The organism is Intestinimonas sp. (assembly GCF_026169115.1).
Classification (GTDB): domain Bacteria; phylum Bacillota; class Clostridia; order Oscillospirales; family Oscillospiraceae; genus Intestinimonas.
In genome coordinates this window covers 1-20485 of the sequence record NZ_JAPFEA010000013.1, presented here as the reverse complement: position 1 = coordinate 20485, position 20485 = coordinate 1, and the positions used below count along the sequence as shown (strand labels likewise).

18 protein-coding genes are annotated in these 20485 nt (G+C 58.3%); 13 read left to right on the top strand and 5 right to left on the bottom strand.

Translation table 11 applies throughout. The features are described from left to right. Window positions 1–165: 165 nt before the first annotated feature. From Q0Y09_RS01115 to Q0Y09_RS01090, 6 genes are all read left to right on the top strand, one after another. The gene (locus Q0Y09_RS01115) at window positions 166–1839 is read left to right on the top strand and encodes an ABC transporter substrate-binding protein (RefSeq protein ID WP_297716531.1); all 1674 of its coding nucleotides are present in this window, start codon (window positions 166–168) and stop codon (window positions 1837–1839) included. Window positions 1840–1856: 17 nt separating this feature from the next. Further along, window positions 1857–3533, top strand: a complete 1677-nt coding sequence (locus Q0Y09_RS01110) for an ABC transporter substrate-binding protein (RefSeq protein ID WP_297716530.1) — start codon at window positions 1857–1859, stop codon at window positions 3531–3533. Window positions 3534–3630: 97 nt separating this feature from the next. Then, the gene (locus Q0Y09_RS01105; protein ID WP_297716532.1) at window positions 3631–4614 is read left to right on the top strand and encodes an ABC transporter permease; all 984 of its coding nucleotides are present in this window, start codon (window positions 3631–3633) and stop codon (window positions 4612–4614) included. Continuing rightward, entirely contained in the window at window positions 4607–5443 is an 837-nt protein-coding gene (locus Q0Y09_RS01100) for an ABC transporter permease (RefSeq protein ID WP_297716529.1), read from the top strand. The genes Q0Y09_RS01105 and Q0Y09_RS01100 overlap by 8 nt, the downstream gene beginning before the upstream one ends. After that, window positions 5430–6350 (top strand): ABC transporter ATP-binding protein, encoded by a 921-nt coding sequence (locus Q0Y09_RS01095; protein ID WP_297716528.1) that lies wholly within the window; start codon window positions 5430–5432, stop codon window positions 6348–6350. Before Q0Y09_RS01100 ends, Q0Y09_RS01095 begins: the two co-directional genes overlap by 14 nt. Further along, the gene (locus tag Q0Y09_RS01090) at window positions 6340–7002 is read left to right on the top strand and encodes an ABC transporter ATP-binding protein (RefSeq protein ID WP_297716527.1); all 663 of its coding nucleotides are present in this window, start codon (window positions 6340–6342) and stop codon (window positions 7000–7002) included. Before Q0Y09_RS01095 ends, Q0Y09_RS01090 begins: the two co-directional genes overlap by 11 nt. A 228-nt stretch (window positions 7003–7230) precedes the next feature. On the opposite strand, the gene Q0Y09_RS01085 is transcribed toward Q0Y09_RS01090, so the two are convergent. Together Q0Y09_RS01085 and Q0Y09_RS01080 are read right to left on the bottom strand one after the other, a co-directional pair. Then, a complete protein-coding gene (locus Q0Y09_RS01085; protein WP_297716526.1) occupies window positions 7231–8400 on the bottom strand; it encodes a CaiB/BaiF CoA-transferase family protein in 1170 nt (389 codons plus the stop codon). 216 nt (window positions 8401–8616) lie between these two features. After that, window positions 8617–9441, bottom strand: coding sequence for a MerR family transcriptional regulator (locus Q0Y09_RS01080; RefSeq protein WP_297716525.1), 825 nt, complete (start codon window positions 9439–9441; stop codon window positions 8617–8619). Window positions 9442–9525: 84 nt separating this feature from the next. Here Q0Y09_RS01080 and Q0Y09_RS01075 point away from each other — a divergent pair, with 84 nt between their 5' ends. The 5 genes from Q0Y09_RS01075 (at window position 9526) to Q0Y09_RS01055 (ending at window position 13806) form a co-directional block, all read left to right on the top strand. Next, entirely contained in the window at window positions 9526–10074 is a 549-nt protein-coding gene (locus Q0Y09_RS01075; RefSeq protein ID WP_297716524.1) for a GNAT family N-acetyltransferase, read from the top strand. A 24-nt stretch (window positions 10075–10098) separates the two neighbouring features. Then, window positions 10099–11286 (top strand): serine hydrolase, encoded by a 1188-nt coding sequence (locus tag Q0Y09_RS01070; RefSeq protein WP_297716523.1) that lies wholly within the window; start codon window positions 10099–10101, stop codon window positions 11284–11286. Next, window positions 11279–11401 carry a hypothetical protein gene (locus Q0Y09_RS01065; RefSeq protein ID WP_297716522.1) on the top strand — a complete coding sequence of 41 codons (123 nt, stop codon included), beginning with the start codon at window positions 11279–11281 and terminating at the stop codon, window positions 11399–11401. The genes Q0Y09_RS01070 and Q0Y09_RS01065 overlap by 8 nt, the downstream gene beginning before the upstream one ends. A gap of 233 nt (window positions 11402–11634) precedes the next feature. After that, the gene (locus tag Q0Y09_RS01060; protein ID WP_297716521.1) at window positions 11635–12597 is read left to right on the top strand and encodes a carbohydrate kinase; all 963 of its coding nucleotides are present in this window, start codon (window positions 11635–11637) and stop codon (window positions 12595–12597) included. A gap of 99 nt (window positions 12598–12696) precedes the next feature. Beyond that, window positions 12697–13806 carry an SPASM domain-containing protein gene (locus tag Q0Y09_RS01055; RefSeq protein ID WP_297716520.1) on the top strand — a complete coding sequence of 370 codons (1110 nt, stop codon included), beginning with the start codon at window positions 12697–12699 and terminating at the stop codon, window positions 13804–13806. 159 nt (window positions 13807–13965) lie between these two features. On the opposite strand, the gene Q0Y09_RS01050 is transcribed toward Q0Y09_RS01055, so the two are convergent. Next, window positions 13966–14997 (bottom strand): alcohol dehydrogenase catalytic domain-containing protein, encoded by a 1032-nt coding sequence (locus Q0Y09_RS01050; protein WP_297716519.1) that lies wholly within the window; start codon window positions 14995–14997, stop codon window positions 13966–13968. A gap of 466 nt (window positions 14998–15463) precedes the next feature. Between Q0Y09_RS01050 and Q0Y09_RS01045 the strand changes: the two genes are divergently transcribed. Then, a complete protein-coding gene (locus Q0Y09_RS01045) occupies window positions 15464–16579 on the top strand; it encodes an ROK family transcriptional regulator (RefSeq protein ID WP_297716518.1) in 1116 nt (371 codons plus the stop codon). 152 nt (window positions 16580–16731) lie between these two features. Here the strand turns inward: Q0Y09_RS01045 and Q0Y09_RS01040 are convergent, their stop codons facing one another. Next, window positions 16732–18864, bottom strand: a complete 2133-nt coding sequence (locus Q0Y09_RS01040; RefSeq protein WP_297716517.1) for an FtsX-like permease family protein — start codon at window positions 18862–18864, stop codon at window positions 16732–16734. A 4-nt stretch (window positions 18865–18868) separates the two neighbouring features. Beyond that, window positions 18869–19612 (bottom strand): ABC transporter ATP-binding protein, encoded by a 744-nt coding sequence (locus Q0Y09_RS01035; protein ID WP_297716516.1) that lies wholly within the window; start codon window positions 19610–19612, stop codon window positions 18869–18871. A gap of 235 nt (window positions 19613–19847) precedes the next feature. Between Q0Y09_RS01035 and Q0Y09_RS01030 the strand changes: the two genes are divergently transcribed. Then, the coding region (locus tag Q0Y09_RS01030; protein ID WP_297716515.1) for a LytTR family DNA-binding domain-containing protein at window positions 19848–20485 on the top strand (638 nt) is incomplete at its 3' end.

The window sequence follows — 20485 nt, the reverse complement described above, 5'->3', positions numbered from 1 at the left end:
GTGATTGGGTTGGCCCTGTGCTGGGACAAGGCATATTTCCCCTACCGCACCGACAAATATGAGGGCTGGACCAATTTCCCGGGCTGGGGCGTCATCAATAACAAGACCTGGTTTTCTACCCGGCCCGTGGCCTGACGGGCATAGGATAAGAGGAGTGATTTCAGCATGAAAAAGCAAATCCTTTCCCTGCTTTTGGCCGGTGTGATGACGTTGAGTCTGTTCGGATGTTCCGGTACGCCGGGCTTGGCGGGAGATGAGACTCCCGCTCCCACGGCGCAGACCACGGAGGAGCCGGTCACCCTCTATATCGGAACGACTAAGGCCCCGGAAGTGATGAGTACCATGTACGAACGAGACGCCTTTGGACGGATGAATTATAATTCCTTCTGTGCTGCGCCCTTTCTTGAGCGGGATGAGAACGGAGTTGTGCAGCCCAATATCATGACAGACTGGACGTTCAGCGACGACCTGACCAGCATGGTGGCTACCTTTGCCACGGACCAGGGAATTACCTGGCACGATGGGGAGCCCCTGACCATGGACGATATTGAGTTTACCTTTAACTATTTGATGGATGTAAAAAAGTCCAGCTATATCCACATGCTGGAGAGCGTGGAGCGAATCAATGATACGCAGATGAAGCTCAATTTTGACGGCCCTTCTGCATTTAATTTTATCAACTATGCCTGTATGGCGGTGTTTGTCTACCCAGAACACATTTGGAAAGATGTAGATGAGCCCAACGAATACCACGAAGCAGATGCTGCGGTTGGTTGTGGACCCTATCGCTTCGTGTCCTGGGATGAGGACGCCCAGACGATGTACTTCGATGCGGTCAAGGATTATTTCAAGGGGGAACTGGCCATCCAACATGTGGTGGTACGCACCTATGACAGTCAGGACGCCTTGGTGATGGCCCTGCGCAACGGGGAAATCGACGCCATCTACGATTACTCCAATTCCCTGAACTCCACAATGGCTCCATCTATTACCGGAATTGAGGGCGTAAATCCTGGTATGAGCGACAATCCGGGACAGTACCAGCTGGTATTCGGCTTTAATAAGCAGCCGACCGGAGACCTGGCATTCCGGAAGGCTGTGCGTGATGCTTTGGATTATGAGCTGCTCGCCGCCACAATTGGCGGGGAAAACGCCGAGATTGGCGGAGTGGGATTGGTGGCGCCTCCAAACAAGGGCTATAATTCCAAGCTACCCCGGCTCTCCCAGGATGTTGAGGCCGCTCTGACTGCCTTGGATGAGGCTGGTTATATAGACACGGATGGTGACGGCTGGCGTGAACTGCCCGATGGCAGTCAGATGGATGTCCTCATCACCGCGCCTTACAGCACTACAAAGAAGGCACTTTTTGATCGACTATCAGAGATTATTGCTTCCAATTTGGCAAATGTGGGAGTGAAGTGCAGTATTGATGACCAGCACCAGTCCGATACAGATACTTACCGTGCCTTTATTTACAGCGGCGAATATGAAATCACGCTGGGCAGTACTTCGCCCGGTGTGGCAGCCTATGAAACTGCATTCTACTATTATGTAAATAAGGGGTATGGAAACGCCTGGGGTACTTATAGTGAGCCAGAGTTTGTGCAGACCTATCTGGACATGATGAATTCTCCCAATTATGAAATCTATAACGAGCGGGTGAAAGCGCTTCAGAAAATGGCTGCGGAGAATGTTATTGGCATGCCGCTGGCATGGGACAAGTGCTATTTCCCCTATCGCACCGACCGGTTTGAGGGCTGGATCAATTACCCGGGCTGGGGCGTCATCAACAACAAAACCTGGTATAACGTCCACCCCATCGCCGGGATGGACGACTGATGTAAAGGATGTAATAGATGAAGAAACAGATATTATCTCTTTTTTTGGCTGGCGCGCTATCATTGAGTCTGTTCGGATGTTCCGGACAGACAGCCAGTCAGAATACCTCGCAGGACGTCCCCGTTCCATCAACGGAAAGTCCCTCCGCTGGTACGGTAGAGGAATTGCACCTCGGCACCACCGCTGCAAACGACACCTTTACTACCTTTGTGGAAAACGGCGCATTTGGAAAGATGTGCTATAACTCCTTTGTGACAGCGCCTTTCTGGCAGACAGACCCCAATGGTGAGGTTAAGCCGTTCCTTGTTACGGACTGGACCGTCAGCCAAGACTCTACCACCATCACCTGTGACCTGGCACTGGACCAGGGCGTTACCTGGCATGATGGGGAGCCGCTGACCATGGACGATGTTCTGTTTACCTTTGACTATAATATCAATGTGCGCAAATCCAGTTACGGTTCCTATGTGGATTATGCTGAGCAGATAGATGAGGACACCATCAAGGTGGTTTTGAAGGAGCCTGGTGCCTATCAGTGGCTCAAACTGGTGGCCGGTTATTTCTACGTCCAGCCAAAACATATTTGGGAGAACATCGATAACCCAAAGGATTACCGCGGGGAGGATGCTGTAATCGGCTGCGGCCCCTACCGCTTTGTGAATGTGGACGAGGATGCGCAAACCAGTTATTACGAGGCCGTAAGTGACACCTATCTGGGCCGCGAGGTGACCGTAAAGAAGGTTTCGCTCCGATCTTTTGACAGCAATGATGCCCTGGTTATGGCTCTGCGCAATGGCGAAATTGATGCCATGTACAGTTACGCCAGCCCCATCCCGGCCACAATGGCATCCTCCATTACAGATGTGGAGCATCTGGATCCTGGTATGAGCGACAATACGGGCAATTATATGATTATGTTTGGTTTTAGAAAAAAACCTACCAATAATCTGAGTTTCCGACAGGCGGTCACATTTGCTCTGGATTATGAGCTGCTGGCTGCTACCATCGGCGGTGAAGCGGGTCAGGTGCCTGGGAGTGGAGTCATTGCGCCGCCAAATCTCGGTTTTAATGGGACGTTGCCTGAACTGGAGCAGAATTTGGAGGCAGCGCAGGCGGCTTTGGATGAGGGAGGTTATCTGGATGTGGATGGAGACGGCTACCGGGAGATGCCAGATGGCAGCCCCATGGGTATTCTGGTGTCCTCTCAGAACAGCGCCACACGCCGCGAGATCTACATGCGGATTGCAGAGATCATGGTTCAAAACCTGGATGCCGTTGGAATCAAGGCCCGTGTAGATGAGCAGAGCTTTGCCAATGAGGAATATGAAAAACAGCTCCGCAAGGATGGGACATACCAGATTTTTATTTGCTACTGTACGTCCGGAATGGCGTCTCAGACTTCGTGCTATTATTATTTTATTGACAATACCTTGGACGGAAACTGGGGTACTTGCAATTTGCCGGAGTTTGTAGAAGCATATGAGACCAGACGGCAGGCACCTGATGAAAAGACTTACATCGAGGGGACCAAGCTTCTTCAGCAGATCAATGCGGAACAGTATATTGGGGAAGCACTTTGTTGGGATAAGGCCTACTATCCCTACCGTACCGACAAATATGAGGGCTGGACCAACTTCCCCGGCTGGGGCGTCATCAACTGTGAGACTTGGTACAACCTGCATCCGATCAGCTGATCTATGCAAGCGCAGGGGCGGCAAAGGTGCGCGCCCCTGCGCTGCGCTGTGTATGAACTTATGAGAAGAAAGAAGGGAGGTATGCCATTTGGGCTTTGTGGGGCTGGGAAAACGACTGTTAGAGGCTGTTTTTATTGTGTTCTGTATCATAACCATCAATTTTCTGCTCATCCGCTTCATGCCTGGCGACCCGGTGGTGCATATCATTGGCGAGGATGAATACCTCCGCCTGGAGGCGGAAGCGCCGGAGGTCATCGAGGAGGTCAGGCGGGAGTACGGACTGGACAAGCCTTTGCCCATCCAGTATATGACCTACCTCAATAAGACGCTGCATCTGGACTTTGGAAACTCTTACCGCACCAAGCTGCCGGTGCTGGAGACGGTGCTGTTCCGGATGCGCTGGACGCTGCTGCTCACCATACCTGCCATTGTGCTCTCCTCTCTGCTGGGCGGTTGGCTCGGCCTGCGGGCAGGGTGGAGGAAGGGCGGCCTGCTGGACAGCATTGTCTCACCCATCATGCTCTTCCTCAACACCATTCCCACCAACTGCATGGCGATCTTGTTCCTGATGGTCTTTGCGTTCCGGATGGGGCTGTTTCCCATCGGCGGCATCACCTCCGGGGGGCTGTCAGGGCTGGAAAAAGCGGTGGATATCCTGTGGCACATGGCCCTGCCCCTCATGATCCTGGTGATCCTGCGCACAGCATCCTATTACATGCTGATGAGGAGTACCGTGCAGGCCATCCGAAATGAGGAGTATATCACTGTGGCCCAGGGGAAGGGTTTTTCTCAGGGACAGGTGCTCCGCCGCCATGCCCTGAAAAATGCCCTGTGCCCTTATCTGACCTCCGTATGTATGCAGTTCGGCCATATCCTGGGCGGCTCCATGCTGGTGGAAGTGGTTTTCTCCTGGAAGGGGATGGGCACCCTCATTTACGACGCAGTCAATGCCAAAGACTTTCCGATCCTGCAAACCTGTTTCCTCTTTATCGGTATCTGCGTGGTAGGCTTCAACTTGCTTGCAGATGTGCTCAACATGCTCATTGATCCCAGGCTGAGGGAGGAGGGGCGTCATGCATAAGAAGCTGAACGGACGGGTGCTGGCGGGCCTGGTCATCCTGGGCGTAGTGCTGCTGGTGGCCCTGCTGGCGCCGGTGCTCGCCCCTCACGATCCCTATGAGCTGGGCATACCCTACCTGCGGCCCTCTGCGGAGCATCCCCTGGGCACCAACGACATCGGACAGGATATTCTCAGTGAGTTGATTTACGGCACCCGCATTTCGCTGCTCATTGGCACCGTCTCGGCATTGACGGTGACGGTTGTGGGTACGGCTCTGGGGATCTTATCCGGTTACCTGGGCGGATGGGTGGACCGGGTCATCATGCAGATGACCAATGTGGCCATGGCGCTGCCCTCCCTGCCCCTGACCATCATCCTGGTGGCCTTCCTGGACGCCAGCGTATGGAACATCATCCTGGCCATCTGCATCACCGCCTGGACCTCCACGGCCCGCATCATCCGCAGCCGGGTGCAGCAGCTCAAGTGCCTGCCCTTCGTACAGATCGAACGCACGATGGGAGCAAGCGGAGCATATATCATGCTCCGGCACATCCTGCCCAATCTGGGAGAGATCGTATTCATCCGTGCGGTCCTGTCGGTGGGCAGCGCCATGCTGACCGAGGCCAGCCTGAGCTTTCTGGGTCTGGGTGTGATCGGCCAGAAGAGCTGGGGCGGCATTCTCCACTATGCCTTTTTCCGCAACGGGATCATCAACGGGGCCTATTGGTGGTATGTGCCGCCGATCCTGTGCATCTCGATCTCGGTGCTGGGCTTCATGCTGCTGAGCTACTGTGGAGACGGCTCTGCACATGGAAGGGACAGAAAGGAGAAGGGCAATGCTGGAAATTGAGGAGGTCTCCATTCGCTTTGGCCACAACCCGGAAGTGGTGAGTGACGCTACGTTTACAGTCAACGACGGAGACCGTCTGGCGGTGATAGGGGAGACCGGGAGCGGCAAGAGCGTTCTGCTGCTGGCCGCATTGGGGCTGCTGCCCGCCTCGGCCAGGATCACTGGCTCGATCCGGCTCAACGGACGGGAACTGCTGGGCTGCCGGGAGCGGGAGCTCAGCCAGATCCGGGGCAAAGAGATCGCCTACATCCCGCAGGGGAGCGGGAACGGGCTCAATCCCCTCTATACCGTGGGGCGCCAGCTCTGCGAGACCATCCGAAAGCACCGCCCCTGCACGCGCAAGGAGGCGCTGCTCCAGGCTGCCGCGCTGCTGGAGTCCTTCGGCCTGGAGCACGGGGAGGACCTGTGCCGCAGCTATCCCTTCCAGCTCTCCGGCGGTATGCGTCAGCGGGTGCTGATCGCTATGGGCATCGCCGCCGGGGCGGAGCTGGTCCTGGCGGATGAGCCGACCAAGGGGTTGGACCGCCGGCGCATCACATTGGTGGAGGACGCGTTCCACCGGTTGGGAGAACGCACACTGCTCTGCGTCACCCACGATCTCCGGTTTGCAAAGGCCATCTCATCCCGTGTGATCGTTATGTACGCCTCCCAGCAGATTGAGAGCGGAGACAGCAGGTCTTTTTTTGAAGAACCGCTGCACCCATATTCCAGGGCGATGCTGGAGGCGCTGCCGGAGCATGGCCTGCACGCCAATATGGGCTTTGCGCCGCCCCGACAGGACCAGGATGCCCGGAGCGACTGCCACTTTTATGACCGGTGTCCGTGGCGCTCGGAGCGCTGCCGGAATGCGCCGCCCATGTTGGCGGTGGGGGAGCGGAAGGTGAGGTGCTGGAAGTATGCTGATTGAGGTCCAGGGCTTGTCCAAACGCTACCGGCCCAGGGGGCCGCTGGTGGTGGAGGAGATCTCCTTTGCCATCGACCGGGGAGAGACACTGGCGATTTTTGGCGACAGCGGCAGTGGGAAATCCACGATCGGTCAGATTTTGGCCGGGATCTATCCGGCGACGGCCGGCGAGATGCGGCTGGATGGACAAACGCTCTCCTACCCCCTCCGGGGACATGCCCGGAGACAGATCCAGATCCTGTTTCAGCATCCGGAGGTGGCCTTCAACCCCAGGCTTCGGTTGATCGACAGCATGCGGGAGCCCTACCGCCTCTTTCGTCTGCCCTATACCCGGCAGGGACTGTGTGATTATTTGGAACGCTACGGCATTTACGAAGAGCATCTGGGGCGGTTTCCGGCGGAGCTCAGCGGCGGCGAGCTCCAGCGGCTGGCGTTGGCCCGGGCGATGCTGATCGAGCCGTCCTTTCTGGTGTTGGATGAGCCGACCTCTATGCTGGATGTGATCTCTCAGGCACAGATCATCCACTTGCTGAGGGAAATTCAGAAAGAGCGGCAGGTGGGCTATCTCTTTATCTCCCATGACCGCGCCCTGTGCGAGCGGTTTTGCCCATCGATCCGTCTCCTGGAGGGTGGAACGCTGAGGGAGCCGATGTGAAAAGGCGATGAGCGGGCGGAGCGGCTCCGCTTCTGAGCAATAGACCACAGAACACCCCACGGACAGAAAAATCAGGGCTCCGGCGGAACATACCGCCGGAGCCCTGTGCTTTTTCACCTTGTCTTTGTTTTGGCTGGAGGTCAGCTCACCCCGTACCTGGTCTTGCCGTCCTGTCTGCAAGGAGCCGGTGTCATGGTCAAGCAGTACCGTTGCGCCATTCGGCCCCATTCAAGAGCTCAGATCCCGAATCTCCTCGTCGCTGTATCCCAGCCCGGAGAGGACCTGAGCGGTATGGTAGCCCTCTGGATAACCGGCATGGCGGTACTCCGGCGGACATTCGGAGAGGTGGAGGGGGCAGCCCATCTGGGTGATCTCCACGCCCTCGGCAAGGGGGACAGGAACAGAGGGCCACATACCGCGGTGTTGCAGATGGCTGTCCTCGGAAGCCTCTGCAATGCTCAGGACGGGCTCTACGCAGGCGTCCAGACCGCTGAAGATCTCGGTCCACTGGTCCCGGCTCTTGGTTCGGAAGATCTGGCGGAACCGTTCCTTGACCATGTCCGCGTGGTCCTTCAAAATGCTCCCATCGCGCCACTGGGGACAGCCAAGGCCGTCGCACAGGGCCGCAAAAAACTTCGGCTCCAGCGAACCGACGCTCATGTAGCCCCTATCCGAGGTCTCATAGAAATCGTAGATCTGCCCGCCGTTGAGCAGACCGCCCTCGCGGCAGGGGACCGGGCTGCCGGCAAAATAGCTGGCGCCGTCCATGGAGTTGAACGGAACGACGCTGTCCTGCATGGAGATATCGATAAACTGTCCGGTTCCGGTCCTCTCCCGGTAGAGGATGGCGGCCAGGATCCCGGCCACTGCGTTCATCGAGCCGCCGGCGACATCGGCGATCTGGAAATTGTAGAGACTGGGGCCGCCGTCCTTTTTGCCCCCGGCATACGCGATGCCGGACCGTGAGAGGTAATTGATGTCGTGGCCCGCCCGCAGCGAGAAGGGGCCGCTCTGACCATAGCCGGTGATGGAGCAGTAGATGATCCTGGGATTGACCGCCCGGAGCTGTTCATATCCGAGCCCCAGCTTTTCCATTACGCCGGGCCGGAACTGTTCCACGATGATGTCATATTCCATCACGAGTTTTTTCACGGCCTCCACGGCGGAAGGCTTTTTCAAGTTGAGAAAGATGGTCTTTTTGTTCCGCCCCAGCCAAGCCTGGGCAGCGGTGACCTCTGTGCCGGGAACAACGGGCGGCCAGTGCACGACCAGGTCATATTTATCCTTGCTGCTGACCTTGAGCACTTCGGCGCCCATGTCGGCCAGTGTCATCGTGGCGTAGGGACCAGGGAGAAGGGTGCTGAAATCAAGTACCTTGTATCCGGTCAACGCGCCCATGCGCAGACACCTCGCTTTCCTGTGATCGCCGTTCTTAGGGGGTGCGCCCCCCGGGAGCGGCAGGTGTTCGATACATCCATGCTGCAAACCGTTTCTGTAAAAGAAGGATATATAGGTATCATACCATTATCACGATACCTGTGCAATTATTTTCCGCTGCGTTTTCCTGCCAGCCTTGCGATGAAAAATGACGCCCGATCTGACAGATGCTCTGCTTTAGAATACGTGTGATTCCTCACAGGGAATGGTAATCATCGTCACATAGTCCTGCTGTGACTGGATGGCCATTTCATTCAGACCCTCTTCGTAGGCATGGCCGGTGAGGGTGAGACCCTGCGCCTCGGCGTATGCGAGGACCGAGCGGTAGACCTCCGGGAGACGGCTCCACGCGCCGACACAGAAGGCCCGCAGGTATTTCCCTGCCGGCAGAGTCCTGTCGCAGACCTCTGACGAGGCGGGGCAGTAGGCAAAAAAGGAGTCATAACAGCTGTATTCGCCCTTTTGGAGCGCATCCACGGAGATGCAGCTGCCAAAGCTGTCGTACAGGTGGAACAGCTTTTTCAATCGAAGGGAGAACTCGGCTGCAACGGAAAAATCCGCCTCGTCATACCGCCCTGAGATCGGCGCAGAAAGGATGATCTTTCTTTCCGGGAGCGTACACCGTTCAATGCGTCCGTGCCGCGCCTCCATTCCGAGCTTCAACCGCTCCGCCTTCTGCTCCAAAAAATCCTGTGCCGATAAAAGCTGGCGGATGGATTCGTCGATCAGCGTGAGCTTTTTTGACATCATCTGCGAAAAAGACCGGCCAGATGGCTGGGTGACGTATCCCCGGATCTCATTGATGGTCAGGCCGATTTTGCGCAAGGTCAAAATCAGCTCCAGCTGTGCAAATTGAAAGCAGGTGTAGTAGTGATACCCGTTGTCACCGATGACGGCGGGGCAAAACAGCCCGATGTCATTGTAATAGTGGAGCGTCCGCTTGTTGACCCCGGTCAGCTTTGCAAATTCGCCCGATGGGTACAAATAATTTTTGTGTTCCATAAAAATACCCCTTGACTGTACAGTAACTGTACGTTATATGATACGGCGTGACAAGGGAAAAATCAACCGGGAGAAGGGGATTTTGTGGAATTTACATCTGTCAAGGAAGAACAATGGCCGCAGATCAGGGAGATCTATCTGGAGGCATTTCCGAAACGGGAAAGGAAGCCCTATCTTGCGCTGCGCCATTCCGCCAAAAAGAAGAAGGCGTTGGTCATGACGGCCACCGAGGGTGGGCAGCTGCTGGGCTTTACAGTCCTGATCCCGTATCGGGATATGGTCATGGTGGATTATCTGGCGGTGTCCTCCAGGATCCGAAGCAAAGGGACCGGTAGCTATATCATGGCGCAGGTCTGCAAGCATTTTGCGGGGCAAAAGATCGTCCTGCTCATCGAGCGTCTGGACGACGGGGCGGACAACCGGGAACAGCGGATCTCCCGCCGGAGCTTCTATGTGAAGAACGGCTTTACCTCCTCCGGCCTCTTTATTTCGGGCGCCAGCGGAGAGATGGAGATCATGAATTATGGAGGGACCGTCTCCCGGGAGGACTACATGAGCTTACAAAAATATGCCCTGGGAAATCTGTTTTTCACATTGTCCAACATCAGAATTTTGGACGAAGCAGAACCATAATCATACAGGAAAGGAGCGGATTACATGAACATTTGGAAACGGGTCGGAATTGTCGCTGTCTGCATCGCTGTGATCGTCGGGGCGGTGTGGCTCTGTTTTGGAGACAAGATCTCGTTGATCTATACATCACTCAACAGCTTCAAAGACGAAAACCTGGCCCACACCTTTCAGCATACGCCGGAGATCCAGCCCACGGTCAAGATTGGCAGGAGCGAGACTCCCTTCCAGTTTTTGAAGGAGGACAATGCCGCTTTGGCGGAGGGGTTCCAGTTTGCCGGGGAGTTTTACCCCACGGAACCGTTTATGAAGGACACGAAGACTTCGGCCATGCTCGTGGTCAAGGACGACGTGATCCGGTATGAGAACTACTTTTTCGGCGGGGATGAGACCACCGTTTTTTCCTCCAACTCCATGGGGAAATCCTTTGTGTCCGCCCTGATGGGGATCGCCGTGTCGGAGGGAGCGATTGACAGCGTGGATGATCCGCTGGGCAAGTATATCCCGGAGTTCGTTGGAACGGAGCTGGAGAACATCCCCATCCGGGCCTGTCTGCAAATGGCATCCGGCATTGACTTCGATGAGGATACCGATATGAGCGGCTTCTCCCTGCGCACGCTGATGGGGATGCCGGCCATGAAGGTGATCGCCAAATATGGCGTGCAGGAAGCGCCCTATACCTATCGCCGGTACCTGAGCATCAACACGGAGATCTTGGGCCAGGTCATCAAGAACGCCACCGGACAGGGCCTTGGGGCCTATATGGAGGAAAAGCTGTGGAAGCGGATCGGCTCGGAGCACGACGCGTACTGGACCCTGAGCAACGGCACAGAGCTTGCAAACGGCGGCCTGAGCATCTCCCTCCGGGACTACGCCCGCTTTGCAAGGCTGTACCTGAACGAGGGCAGTTATGACGGTCAGCAGATCCTCCCCAGGGAGTGGGTCAGGGACAGCCTGGACGTCAGCGCGGACTACTCAAAGCCCGGCGCCAACAACGACGGCTATAACGCCATCGGATACGGGTATCAATGGTGGGTGCCGGAGGGAGAGCAGGGCGAGTTCATGGCCATCGGCGTCTATGGTCAGTTTATCTATGTGAATCCGACGAGCCGTGTAATCATCGTTAAAGTAAACGCCGACCCGAATTTTATGTCAGAAAACTATGAGCTCAAGCACGTCGCGTTTTTCAGAACCATTGCGGAGGGGCTTGGCTGACCTGTGGGATGATTTGAACTACGCACAGTTGAAGGCGGGGCTGATAAAGAAGAACTTTGACAGTGCCATCCTGAAAAATATGGATCTGTCCATGCATCGTATCAACGAATACTGACGGAGATACGGCCCCAGGCAAGGTGTTGGAAGTGATGCGATTCTCTGCTTTTCCATTGACAGATGCGGATTTATGGAGTTTAATATAGTTACTTAATAAAGTGTGTTATGAAAGTGCGCTTGCAGCGCACAGAGGCAGAACGTCTGCCAGCGGGAGAAGCATCGCAAGGGCTGTGGTGGGATCGGCCAGCGCGGCTGACCGGTACCCACGCATAACAACAAGGAGGGAATCGCATGATCGACATCGTTGCTTTGGGTGAGATCCTGATCGACTTTACGCCCAGTGGAGAAAATAACCAGGGGATCGCCCTGTTCGCACGCAATCCCGGCGGGGCTCCGGCCAATGTGCTGGCGATGAACACAAAGCTGGGCGGCTCCTCTGCGTTCATCGGCAAGGTGGGGGCGGACGCCTTCGGGGCCTACCTGCGTTCCACGCTGGTGCGCAGTGGAATTGATGACTCCGGTCTGGTGACAGATCCCGCCATCCCAACCACGCTGGCCTTCGTACAATTGGATGAGAAGGGAGACCGTTCCTTCTCCTTCTACCGCAAGCCGGGCGCGGATATGATGCTCACTTCGACAGAGATCCGGCGGGAGCTGATCGACCAATGCAGGATCTTCCACTTTGGTTCTGTCTCTTTGACAGATGAACCCTGCCGCGGCGCTACCTTTGCGGCAGCGGCATATGCCAGACAGCAGGGCAAGCGGGTCAGCTTCGATCCGAACTACCGCCCGCTCCTGTGGGGAAGCGAGGAAGAAGCGCGGGAGCAGATGCGCGTGGGCGTCTCCATGGCCGACATCCTAAAGGTCTCCGAGGAGGAGCTGACCCTCATCACCGGACAGACGGATTTTGAGGCGGGCGCACAGCAGCTGCTTGAAATGGGCCCCGCGCTGGTCCTGGTGTCCCTGGGGGCAAAGGGAGCCTACTACCGGAACCGGAGCAATGGGGGCTGGCTGCCGGCCTACCGTGTAGAGACCATCGACACCACCGGAGCGGGAGACGCATTTGTGGGCGCCATGCTTTGGAGCTTGAAGGATAAGACCCTGGAAGAGATCGGCAGCATGGAGCTTGGCGGGATCGTGGACTTTGCCAACGCCGCGGGCAGCATGACCACCACCCGGGGCGGCGCGATCCCCGCGCTGCCCACGCTGGAGGAGATCCAGAACTGCCGCCAGGGCGGGCGCTTGCTGAAATAAGGAAACGGGGAGCGGACACATTTGGTTTGACAATTCTCCGCGGCGCAGGTATAAATAGTGTTAGTACGCGGCGATTGCCCGCTGAATATGGAGGTAGAGATGAAACAGCTCTCCATTATGATTAAGCCGGCGTCTTCCCTGTGCAATATGCGCTGTAAATACTGCTTTTACGCGGATGTGAGCAGCCTGAGGAGCGTGGATTCCTTCGGGATCATGGCGCAGGATACAACAGACCGTGTCCTTGGGCATATCTTCTCCGATTTGGCGCCGGGAGACCGGCTGATATTGGCCTTTCAGGGTGGAGAGCCCACCTTGGCAGGGCTGGACTATTTCCGCCACGTCTCAGAGGTGGCCGCCCCCCACCGGGCGCGGGGGGTCCAGGTTCAGTATGCCATACAGACCAATGGTCTGCTGCTGGATGAGGAGTGGTGTCAGTTTCTCCATGAGCAGAACTATTTGGTGGGGCTGTCCCTGGACGGTCCGGCCCTCTATCACGACGCCAACCGCCTGGATGCCCAGCAGAAGGGGACCTTTCAGCGGGTCATGGCCGTAAAGCGGCGGATGGACCGGCAGCATGTGGAATACAACGTTCTGATGGTGCTGACCAATCAGATGGCCCGCCATCCCCAGCAGATCTGGCGCTTCATTGAGGAGCAGAATCTGCGTTATGTGCAGTTTACCCCCTGCATGGGGCCCCTGGAAGGCGAGGGAGGGCAGTATGCGCTCACCCCGCGGCGCTATGCCGGTTTTTATCAAACGCTGTTCGATCTGTGGTATCAACGGTACCGCCAGGGGCGCTATATCAGCATCAAGCTGTTTGACGATCTGGTCAATTTGCTGGCCTACGGAGCATGCAACGCCTGCGGTCTGCTGGGCCAATGCCAGGCGCAGATCATCGTGGAGGCGGACGGCAGCGTGTATCCCTGCGATTTTTATGTGCTGGACCACTTCCGGGCAGGAAGCCTGCTGGAAGACTCCCTCCGGACGGTCTATGAGTCTCCCGTCATGCAGGCATTCACACGACGGCCCAAGGAGGCCCTCCCGCTCTGCGCAGACTGCCCCTACCGGAGGATCTGCGGCGGAGGCTGCGCGCGGATGCGCCGGGAGGTGTTCTATGCCCCAGAGGATACGGAATGTGGCCACCGGCTCTTTTTAGACGCCTGTATTGGGCGGATACAGCAGCTGGCCTATGAGATCAGGCGGCGATAAAGCCCTCTGCACGTCCCCTGCAACCACTTCTTGACAGATAAAATCCCCTCTGATGCAGGTCCTTTTCCTGCGTCAGAGGGGATTTTTCAATCGCCGGGTTTTGCCGGAGCGGTCCGGCATAAAACGGGTAGGGTCCTTTTGCGCGGCGCGTTCTCTGCCTTAGTCCTCGCCGTCCACATCGATCAGGATCTTCATAGACGTCTCCCGATTGGCGTCGATGAAGCGGTATGCCTCAGCATAATCCGCGAAGGCAAAGTGACGGCTCATCAGGGGACGCAGCTGAATGGCCCCCTCATTCACGAAGCGAATGGCGTCCAGGTAATCCGGATGGCGGTACATCATGGTGGTGTTCAGGTCCAACTCGTGGTCGTTGAGCACGGCCAGATCTACGGTTGCCATTCCGGCGTATACGCCCACCAGGATGATGGTGCTGCCCTTGCGGGCATATTTGATGGCCTGCCCCATGGTGGTGTCATTGGCGGCGCAATCATAAATCACGTCCGCCTTATCCGGGCCGAAGCACGCGACCATGGCCTCGCCAAAGTCCTCCTTGGCGGTATTCACCACGGCGTCTACGCCACATTCCAGGGCCTTGTCCAATCGGAGGTCAGACACATCGGAGATCAGCACTTTGCTTGCGCCGCAGGCTTTGGCGGCCTGGGCCACCAGGTTGCCGATGGGGCCGGCGCCCAGCACGGCAACGTTCATCCCAGTTACATCCCCCGCCTGCCTGACGGCGTGGATGGCCACGGCGGTGGGCTCGATCATAGCGCCCTCATCGTAGCTCATACTGTCAGGGAGGGGGGTGACCTTAGAGGCGTCCACTGCGAAAAACTCACTGGCTGTGCCGGTGGTCTGGAACCCCATCACTTTCAGTTCCTCGCACAGGTTATATTTTCCGTGGGTACAGGGGTAACACTTCCCGCAGTAAACCTGGGGCTCGATTGTGACCTTCTGCCCGGGGGTGAGACCGGTGACGCCTTCGCCCAGGGAGACGACCTGGCCGGACACCTCATGTCCCTGGGTGACAGGATAGGAGGTAAAGGGGTGCTTGCCGTGCCAGACGTGGATATCGCTGCCGCACACACCGATTTTCTTGATTTTTACAAGAACCTGGCCTTTTCCGGGGACCGGCGTGGGGATCTCGCGGAATTCAATGACACCAGGGCTTGTCATGACCTGCTGTATCATTCTTGCCTCTCCATTTCTATCATATTGTCAGGGCTGAGTCAGACGCATCCGCTCATATTGCTCGGCGGGGACGTCCAGATCCTTCATCGTGGCGACCATGATGGCCTCCAGCTCATCGCCGGGGAGGTGGACCATATGGTACTCCTTTACTTTTTTATTTTTACAGACCCGGACAAGGTCTGTGAAAATACGCGCCTGTCATCAGAGACTTAACAAGCTCATTTATTAAAATGACTTTACTAACATAATAGCACCACTTTTTGGGGTTGTCAATATGAGTTAAAAAAATCAATACTGTACCGAGAACTTTGTGCAAAGCAGACAGAAGTATGAAAAGGAAACTGGCAATTATGACAGGGCGCGCTGCGCAAAGGGGCGAAACTTTATAAAGTTTATTTATAAAAGCGTTGCGCGTTGCCGGGATCAGTGATATGATGGTAACAATCATAGAGAACGGGGGCAAATTATGAATATTTCGATCATTCCTCCTCCGGATCAGGGAACCAGCCGCAACCGCATCTACCGACTGATCTTTACCCACGACAGGATATCAAAGCCGGAAATTTCCAAGGCGTTGGACCTGAGTCTGCCCACCGTGATCCAGAATGTTCGCGCCATGATAGAAGATGGGATCCTGCGGGAAAATGGCTACCTGCAATCCAATGGCGGGCGAAAGGCTGCCGCCCTGTCCTGTGTGGAAAACGCCCGGTATGCCGTGGGCCTGGACATCACCCAGCGGCATATCAACGCCGTGCTCATCAACCTTCGTGGGGAGATCATCCAGCAAAGCCGGATTCGACGCGGCTTTGAGGCATCCCAGGGGTATTACCGTGTTTTGGGCGATCTGGTGGAGCAGCTTACCGCAGAGTGCCGGGACAGCGTGCTGGGAGTGGGGATCTCATTGCCCGGACTGATTTCCCGGGACAAGCAGGTCCTGGAGTATTCCCACGTTTTCCGCATCAGCAATGAAAAGTGCAGGGACATTGCCCAGTTCATCCCCTTTCCCGCGCAGCTATATAACGACGCAAATGCTGCGGGCACCGCAGAGCTGTGGGCCCGGCCGTCCATTCGGGATACCTTTTACCTGTCTATCAGCAACAGCGTAGGCGGAGCCATTTTTATCAATGGGGAGCTGTACGAGGGCGCCAATCAGCGGGCGGGCGAGTTTGGGCATATGACGCTGGTGGACGGAGGCCGGCTCTGTTATTGCGGGAAGCCGGGCTGTGTAGACGCCTATTGTTCCATGAAGTCCCTCCTGGACGATGAACAGGAGAGCTTGGAGGACTTTTTTGCGGCCCTGAATGCAGGGGATAAAAGCCACCAGGCCCGCTGGGACAGGTACACGGATGATCTCAGCATGGCGGTAAACAATGTGCGGACCCTGTTTGATGGGGATATCATTGTGGGCGGCTATCTGGGAGAACAGATCGGCGAGCGGATCGAGGAGCTGCGGGAGAAGGTTGCCGCGCGCAACACCTTTGAGGGGAGCGCGACCTATATCCAGCCCTGTGCGTTTCATCGCTCAGCGGCTGCCGTGGGCGCGGCCCTGGTGTTTATCCAGCAATTTATCCACAGCGTGTGAGCAATGTTCATGGGGTAAGGCACATCTGCCTTCAAAAAAGACTGTGGCCAGAGCGCCCTCCGGGCTTGCGGGCGTGTCTGGATATCAAAAAGCGTTTGGCTGCCAAAATGGCAGCCAAACGCTTTTTTGCAAAGTCGGTAAGGTCGTCGGGGTCAGCCCCTGTTGATGTTCAGCGTCCGGCAGACGCTCCGCAGGGTCAGGCGATAGACGAGGAAGAGCACGGCGGACAGTACGCCGACCACTGCGGCGCAGACGCCCATGCCGGCCAGCTCCCCGGAGGTGAAGCGGTTGTCGTTGAAGTACATAATCATGACATAAAAGGCGGCGATGAGGGCGGTGCCCGCCAGGGAGGGGGCCAGGAACACCTTGGAGACCTGCCCCCGCACGGAGCGGAACAGGTAGGCGTTGGAGGCGCCCAGACGGCGCAGGTCGTCATAGACCCGGGCGTTGGTCAGGGCGATGGTCATACAGCGGGTAAAGGAGATCACGATCACCGCCGCGAAGCAGATGAGCGCGATGAAGACGAACAGCAGCAGATAGACCGCCATGGTGGTGACAAAGTCGTTCCGGTCCAGCACCCGGAACTGGGGCATGTAGAGCCAGGCGGTGCGGAACTCCGAGGAATCCCGGTCGTCGTAGTCGATGATGCTCAGCCCGTGCTCCGCCAGGTAGGCCCGGCTATCATAGCGATAGCTGCCCGCCTCGGCAATCTCGATGTCCCGCTCCACCGGGTTCCAGGCGTTGAACACCTCCACCTCCGGGCCGGAGCGGTCCACGATCTCGTTGAAAAGGGCCTTGGCAAAGGGATAGCTGCCATCCGCGTCGGCCACATTGAAAAAGACGTAGGTCTCCCGCCAGAGGTCGGTCAGCCCAGTGGTCATGGCGGCGTAATCGGCGTCATCCAGCACATAGCTGCCCAGCAGCATGGTGAAGCGGAGGGGCTCCACAGGGGTCACAGAGAGGGCCTTCCCCGTGACGGTGTTGGTCACCAGGGTGATGTCGCCGCCGGCGAGGTAGTCGCTGCCCCCCTCGTCGTCCAGCACGTTGGCGCAGGTACCGGGGGCCAGGTCCACCCGCTGGCCGGTGAGGGCGTTCCAGGCCCCCTCGGAGAAAAAGGTGGCGCCGGTCAGCAGCTCCCGGTATTCCTTGGTATAGGTGGTCCCCAGCGCGCCGTTGTCCTGCTCGATGGAGGCATAGCCGTCGGTCCCGAGCAGGGCGGCCCCCTCCTGCGCCCAGGAGGTGAGGGTCACGCCGTGCTCTGCCGCCAGGGCCTCCACCTCATCCCGTCCGGGGAGGGACTGGTCGTCTCTCCAGTGGTATTCGTAGTCGATGGGACGGGTCTCAAAGCTGTAAACGGAGCTGGTGCGCAGCATGGGGGCATAGAAGCTGGCAAAATAGCCCCCGGCGATGAGGAGGGTCATCACCAGCATGTTCCGCACCGTCTGGCGGCCCTGAAATTTCATCATGGAGGCGGAGATGATGTCCTTGTAGGCGTGCCCCTTCCGCCAGCCGTTGACCACCGTGTGGAGCAGGATCATGTAGAGCCCCGCCAGGGCCGGCAGGTAGCACAGGCCCTCCAGCACCGCCGGGGGATACCAGTGGAGGGTCCGGATGCAGAAGGAGGGGAAGAAGTAGCCCAGTACGCCGCCGGCGGCCAGCAGCGCGATACCTGCCGGACCGTACCACGAACGGACCGCCCGGACGGGCTCTGACCGGTGGGACTCCTGGACCACGTCGATGATGTTGGTCCGGCGGATGGACCGGCTGCCCAGGAAAAAGAGCATGGCCGCCACATAGACGGCGAAGGCCAGGCTGAGCAGATAGGACTGGGGATCGAAGGAGAGGGCCATCTCCTGGGAGTCCACCAGGAACAGGCGGAAGAGCTGCCACACCCCCCAGGCCAGCGGCCCGCCCAGCAGGGCGCCGGCGGCGCAGGAGACCAGGGAGAGGGCGGTCAGCTCCTTGCCCAGCTCGGCGCGCAGCTGGCGGCGGGTGGCCCCCAGGGCCAGGAACACGCCGGTCTCCCGGGACCGCTGCCGGAAGAAGAGCCCGGCGGCGTAGGTGGTGAAGACGGCGCAGCCCACCACGGCCAGAACGAATACCATCATCACCTGCTTGCGGCTGTCGCCCCCCTCCGGCAGCACGGAGAGGATGGTGGGGGAGCGCATCATGCACACATAGGCGGTGATGAGCAGCACGGAGAAAAAGCTGCACCCCGACAGCAGCGCGTACTGCCGCCAGTTTTTGCGGCGCAGCGCGTGGCAGACCTGAGAAAACTGGCTCATGTCCTCACTCCTTACCCATGTCCCGGATGACGTCCAGGAGCCGATCCTGGAAGGCGGAGCGCTCGGCGCCGCCCCGCTCCAGGACCTGCCACACCACCCCGTCCCGGAGGATGACCACCTGGTCGCAGAAGGAGGCGGCGAAGGAGTCGTGGGTCACCATGAAGATGGTGGCGTCCAGGGCGCTCCTGGCCTGTTCAAAGGACCGGATCACCGCCCGGCTGGACTTGGAGTCCAGATTGCCGGTGGGTTCGTCGGCCAGGATGAGCAGGGGGTGGTTGATGAGGGCGCGGGCCACGGCAGTGCGCTGCTTTTCGCCGCCGGAGATCTCCGCGGGGTATTTGCCGGCGATGGCGGAGATGCCGAACACGTCGCAGAGCTGGTCGGCACGGGCCTCCGTCTGGCCGGAGACGGCGCCGCCGATGATGGCGGGCAGCAGGATGTTTTCCCGGACCGTCAGGCCGTCCAGCAGCAGGAAGTCCTGGAAGACAAAGCCCAGCTGCCGGTTGCGGACCTGGGCCAGGTCGTCCCCGCTGAGGTCGGACAGCTGCCGGTCTCCCAGGGTGATTTGGCCGCTGTCCGCCGGGATATAGCAGGAGATACAGTTCAGAAGGGTGGTCTTGCCCGAGCCGGAGGGGCCCATGACGGCCACGAAGGCCCCGTCCGCCACCTCCAGGGACACCCCTTTGAGCACTTCATAGGTGGTCTTGCCCACCCGATAGGATTTATGCAGATCCTTGACGGTCAACATACGCCGCTCCTTTCCGGCCCGGGGTTTTTCCACCGGCGGCCTGAAAACAGCATACCCCCAGGGCAGGACGGCTGCAAACCGGCCTGTCATCTCCGGCGGCGGAGGGGTCAATTTTTGCGGGGCAGGCGGCGGCGATGTCAGGAATGACCCTTTTTCCGTCAAGTTTGGTTTGGAGGGCCGGGGGGAACTGTGGTACAATAGGCGGCAGAAAAGCTCGGCTGCGGGAGGTGGGGAGATGCTGCGCATCGGCATCTGCGACGACGTATACGACGCCCGGCTGGCGCTCCGCGCCGCCCTGGAGCGGGTCCTGGAGCGGCGGAAGATCCAGGGCCGGTTCTGGGAGTTCTCCTCCGGCGAGGGGTTGCTCCGCTGGCTGGAGGGCCACGCCGGGGAGCTGGATCTGGTCTTCCTGGACCTGGAGATGGGCGCGGTGGACGGCATGGAGACCGCCCGGCGGCTCCGGAGCGGGGACAGCGGCCTTCAACTGGTCTTCGTCACCGGGCATGACGACGGCGTTTTCGACGGGTACCGCGTGGGGGCCCTGGGCTATCTGCTCAAGCCACCTGCGCCGGAGCAGCTGGAGGAGGTGCTGGACCGGGCCCAGGCGGCGCTGGTCCGGGACCTGGAGCGGGCCTATGTCTGCCGCAGCGGGGACACCTACTGGCGCATTCCCCTGCAAAACATTTTGTATTTTGCCTCCGACCGGCGGCAGGTGAGCTGCGTCACCGCCGGGCGGACCTATACCTTTTACGGGAAGCTGGACGCCGTGGCGGCGGAGGTGGGGGCGGACTTTATCCGCATCCACCAGCGGTATCTGGTCCGCTGCGGGGCGGTGGAGCGGATGGAGAGCGGCGAGGCGGCGCTGCTGGGCGG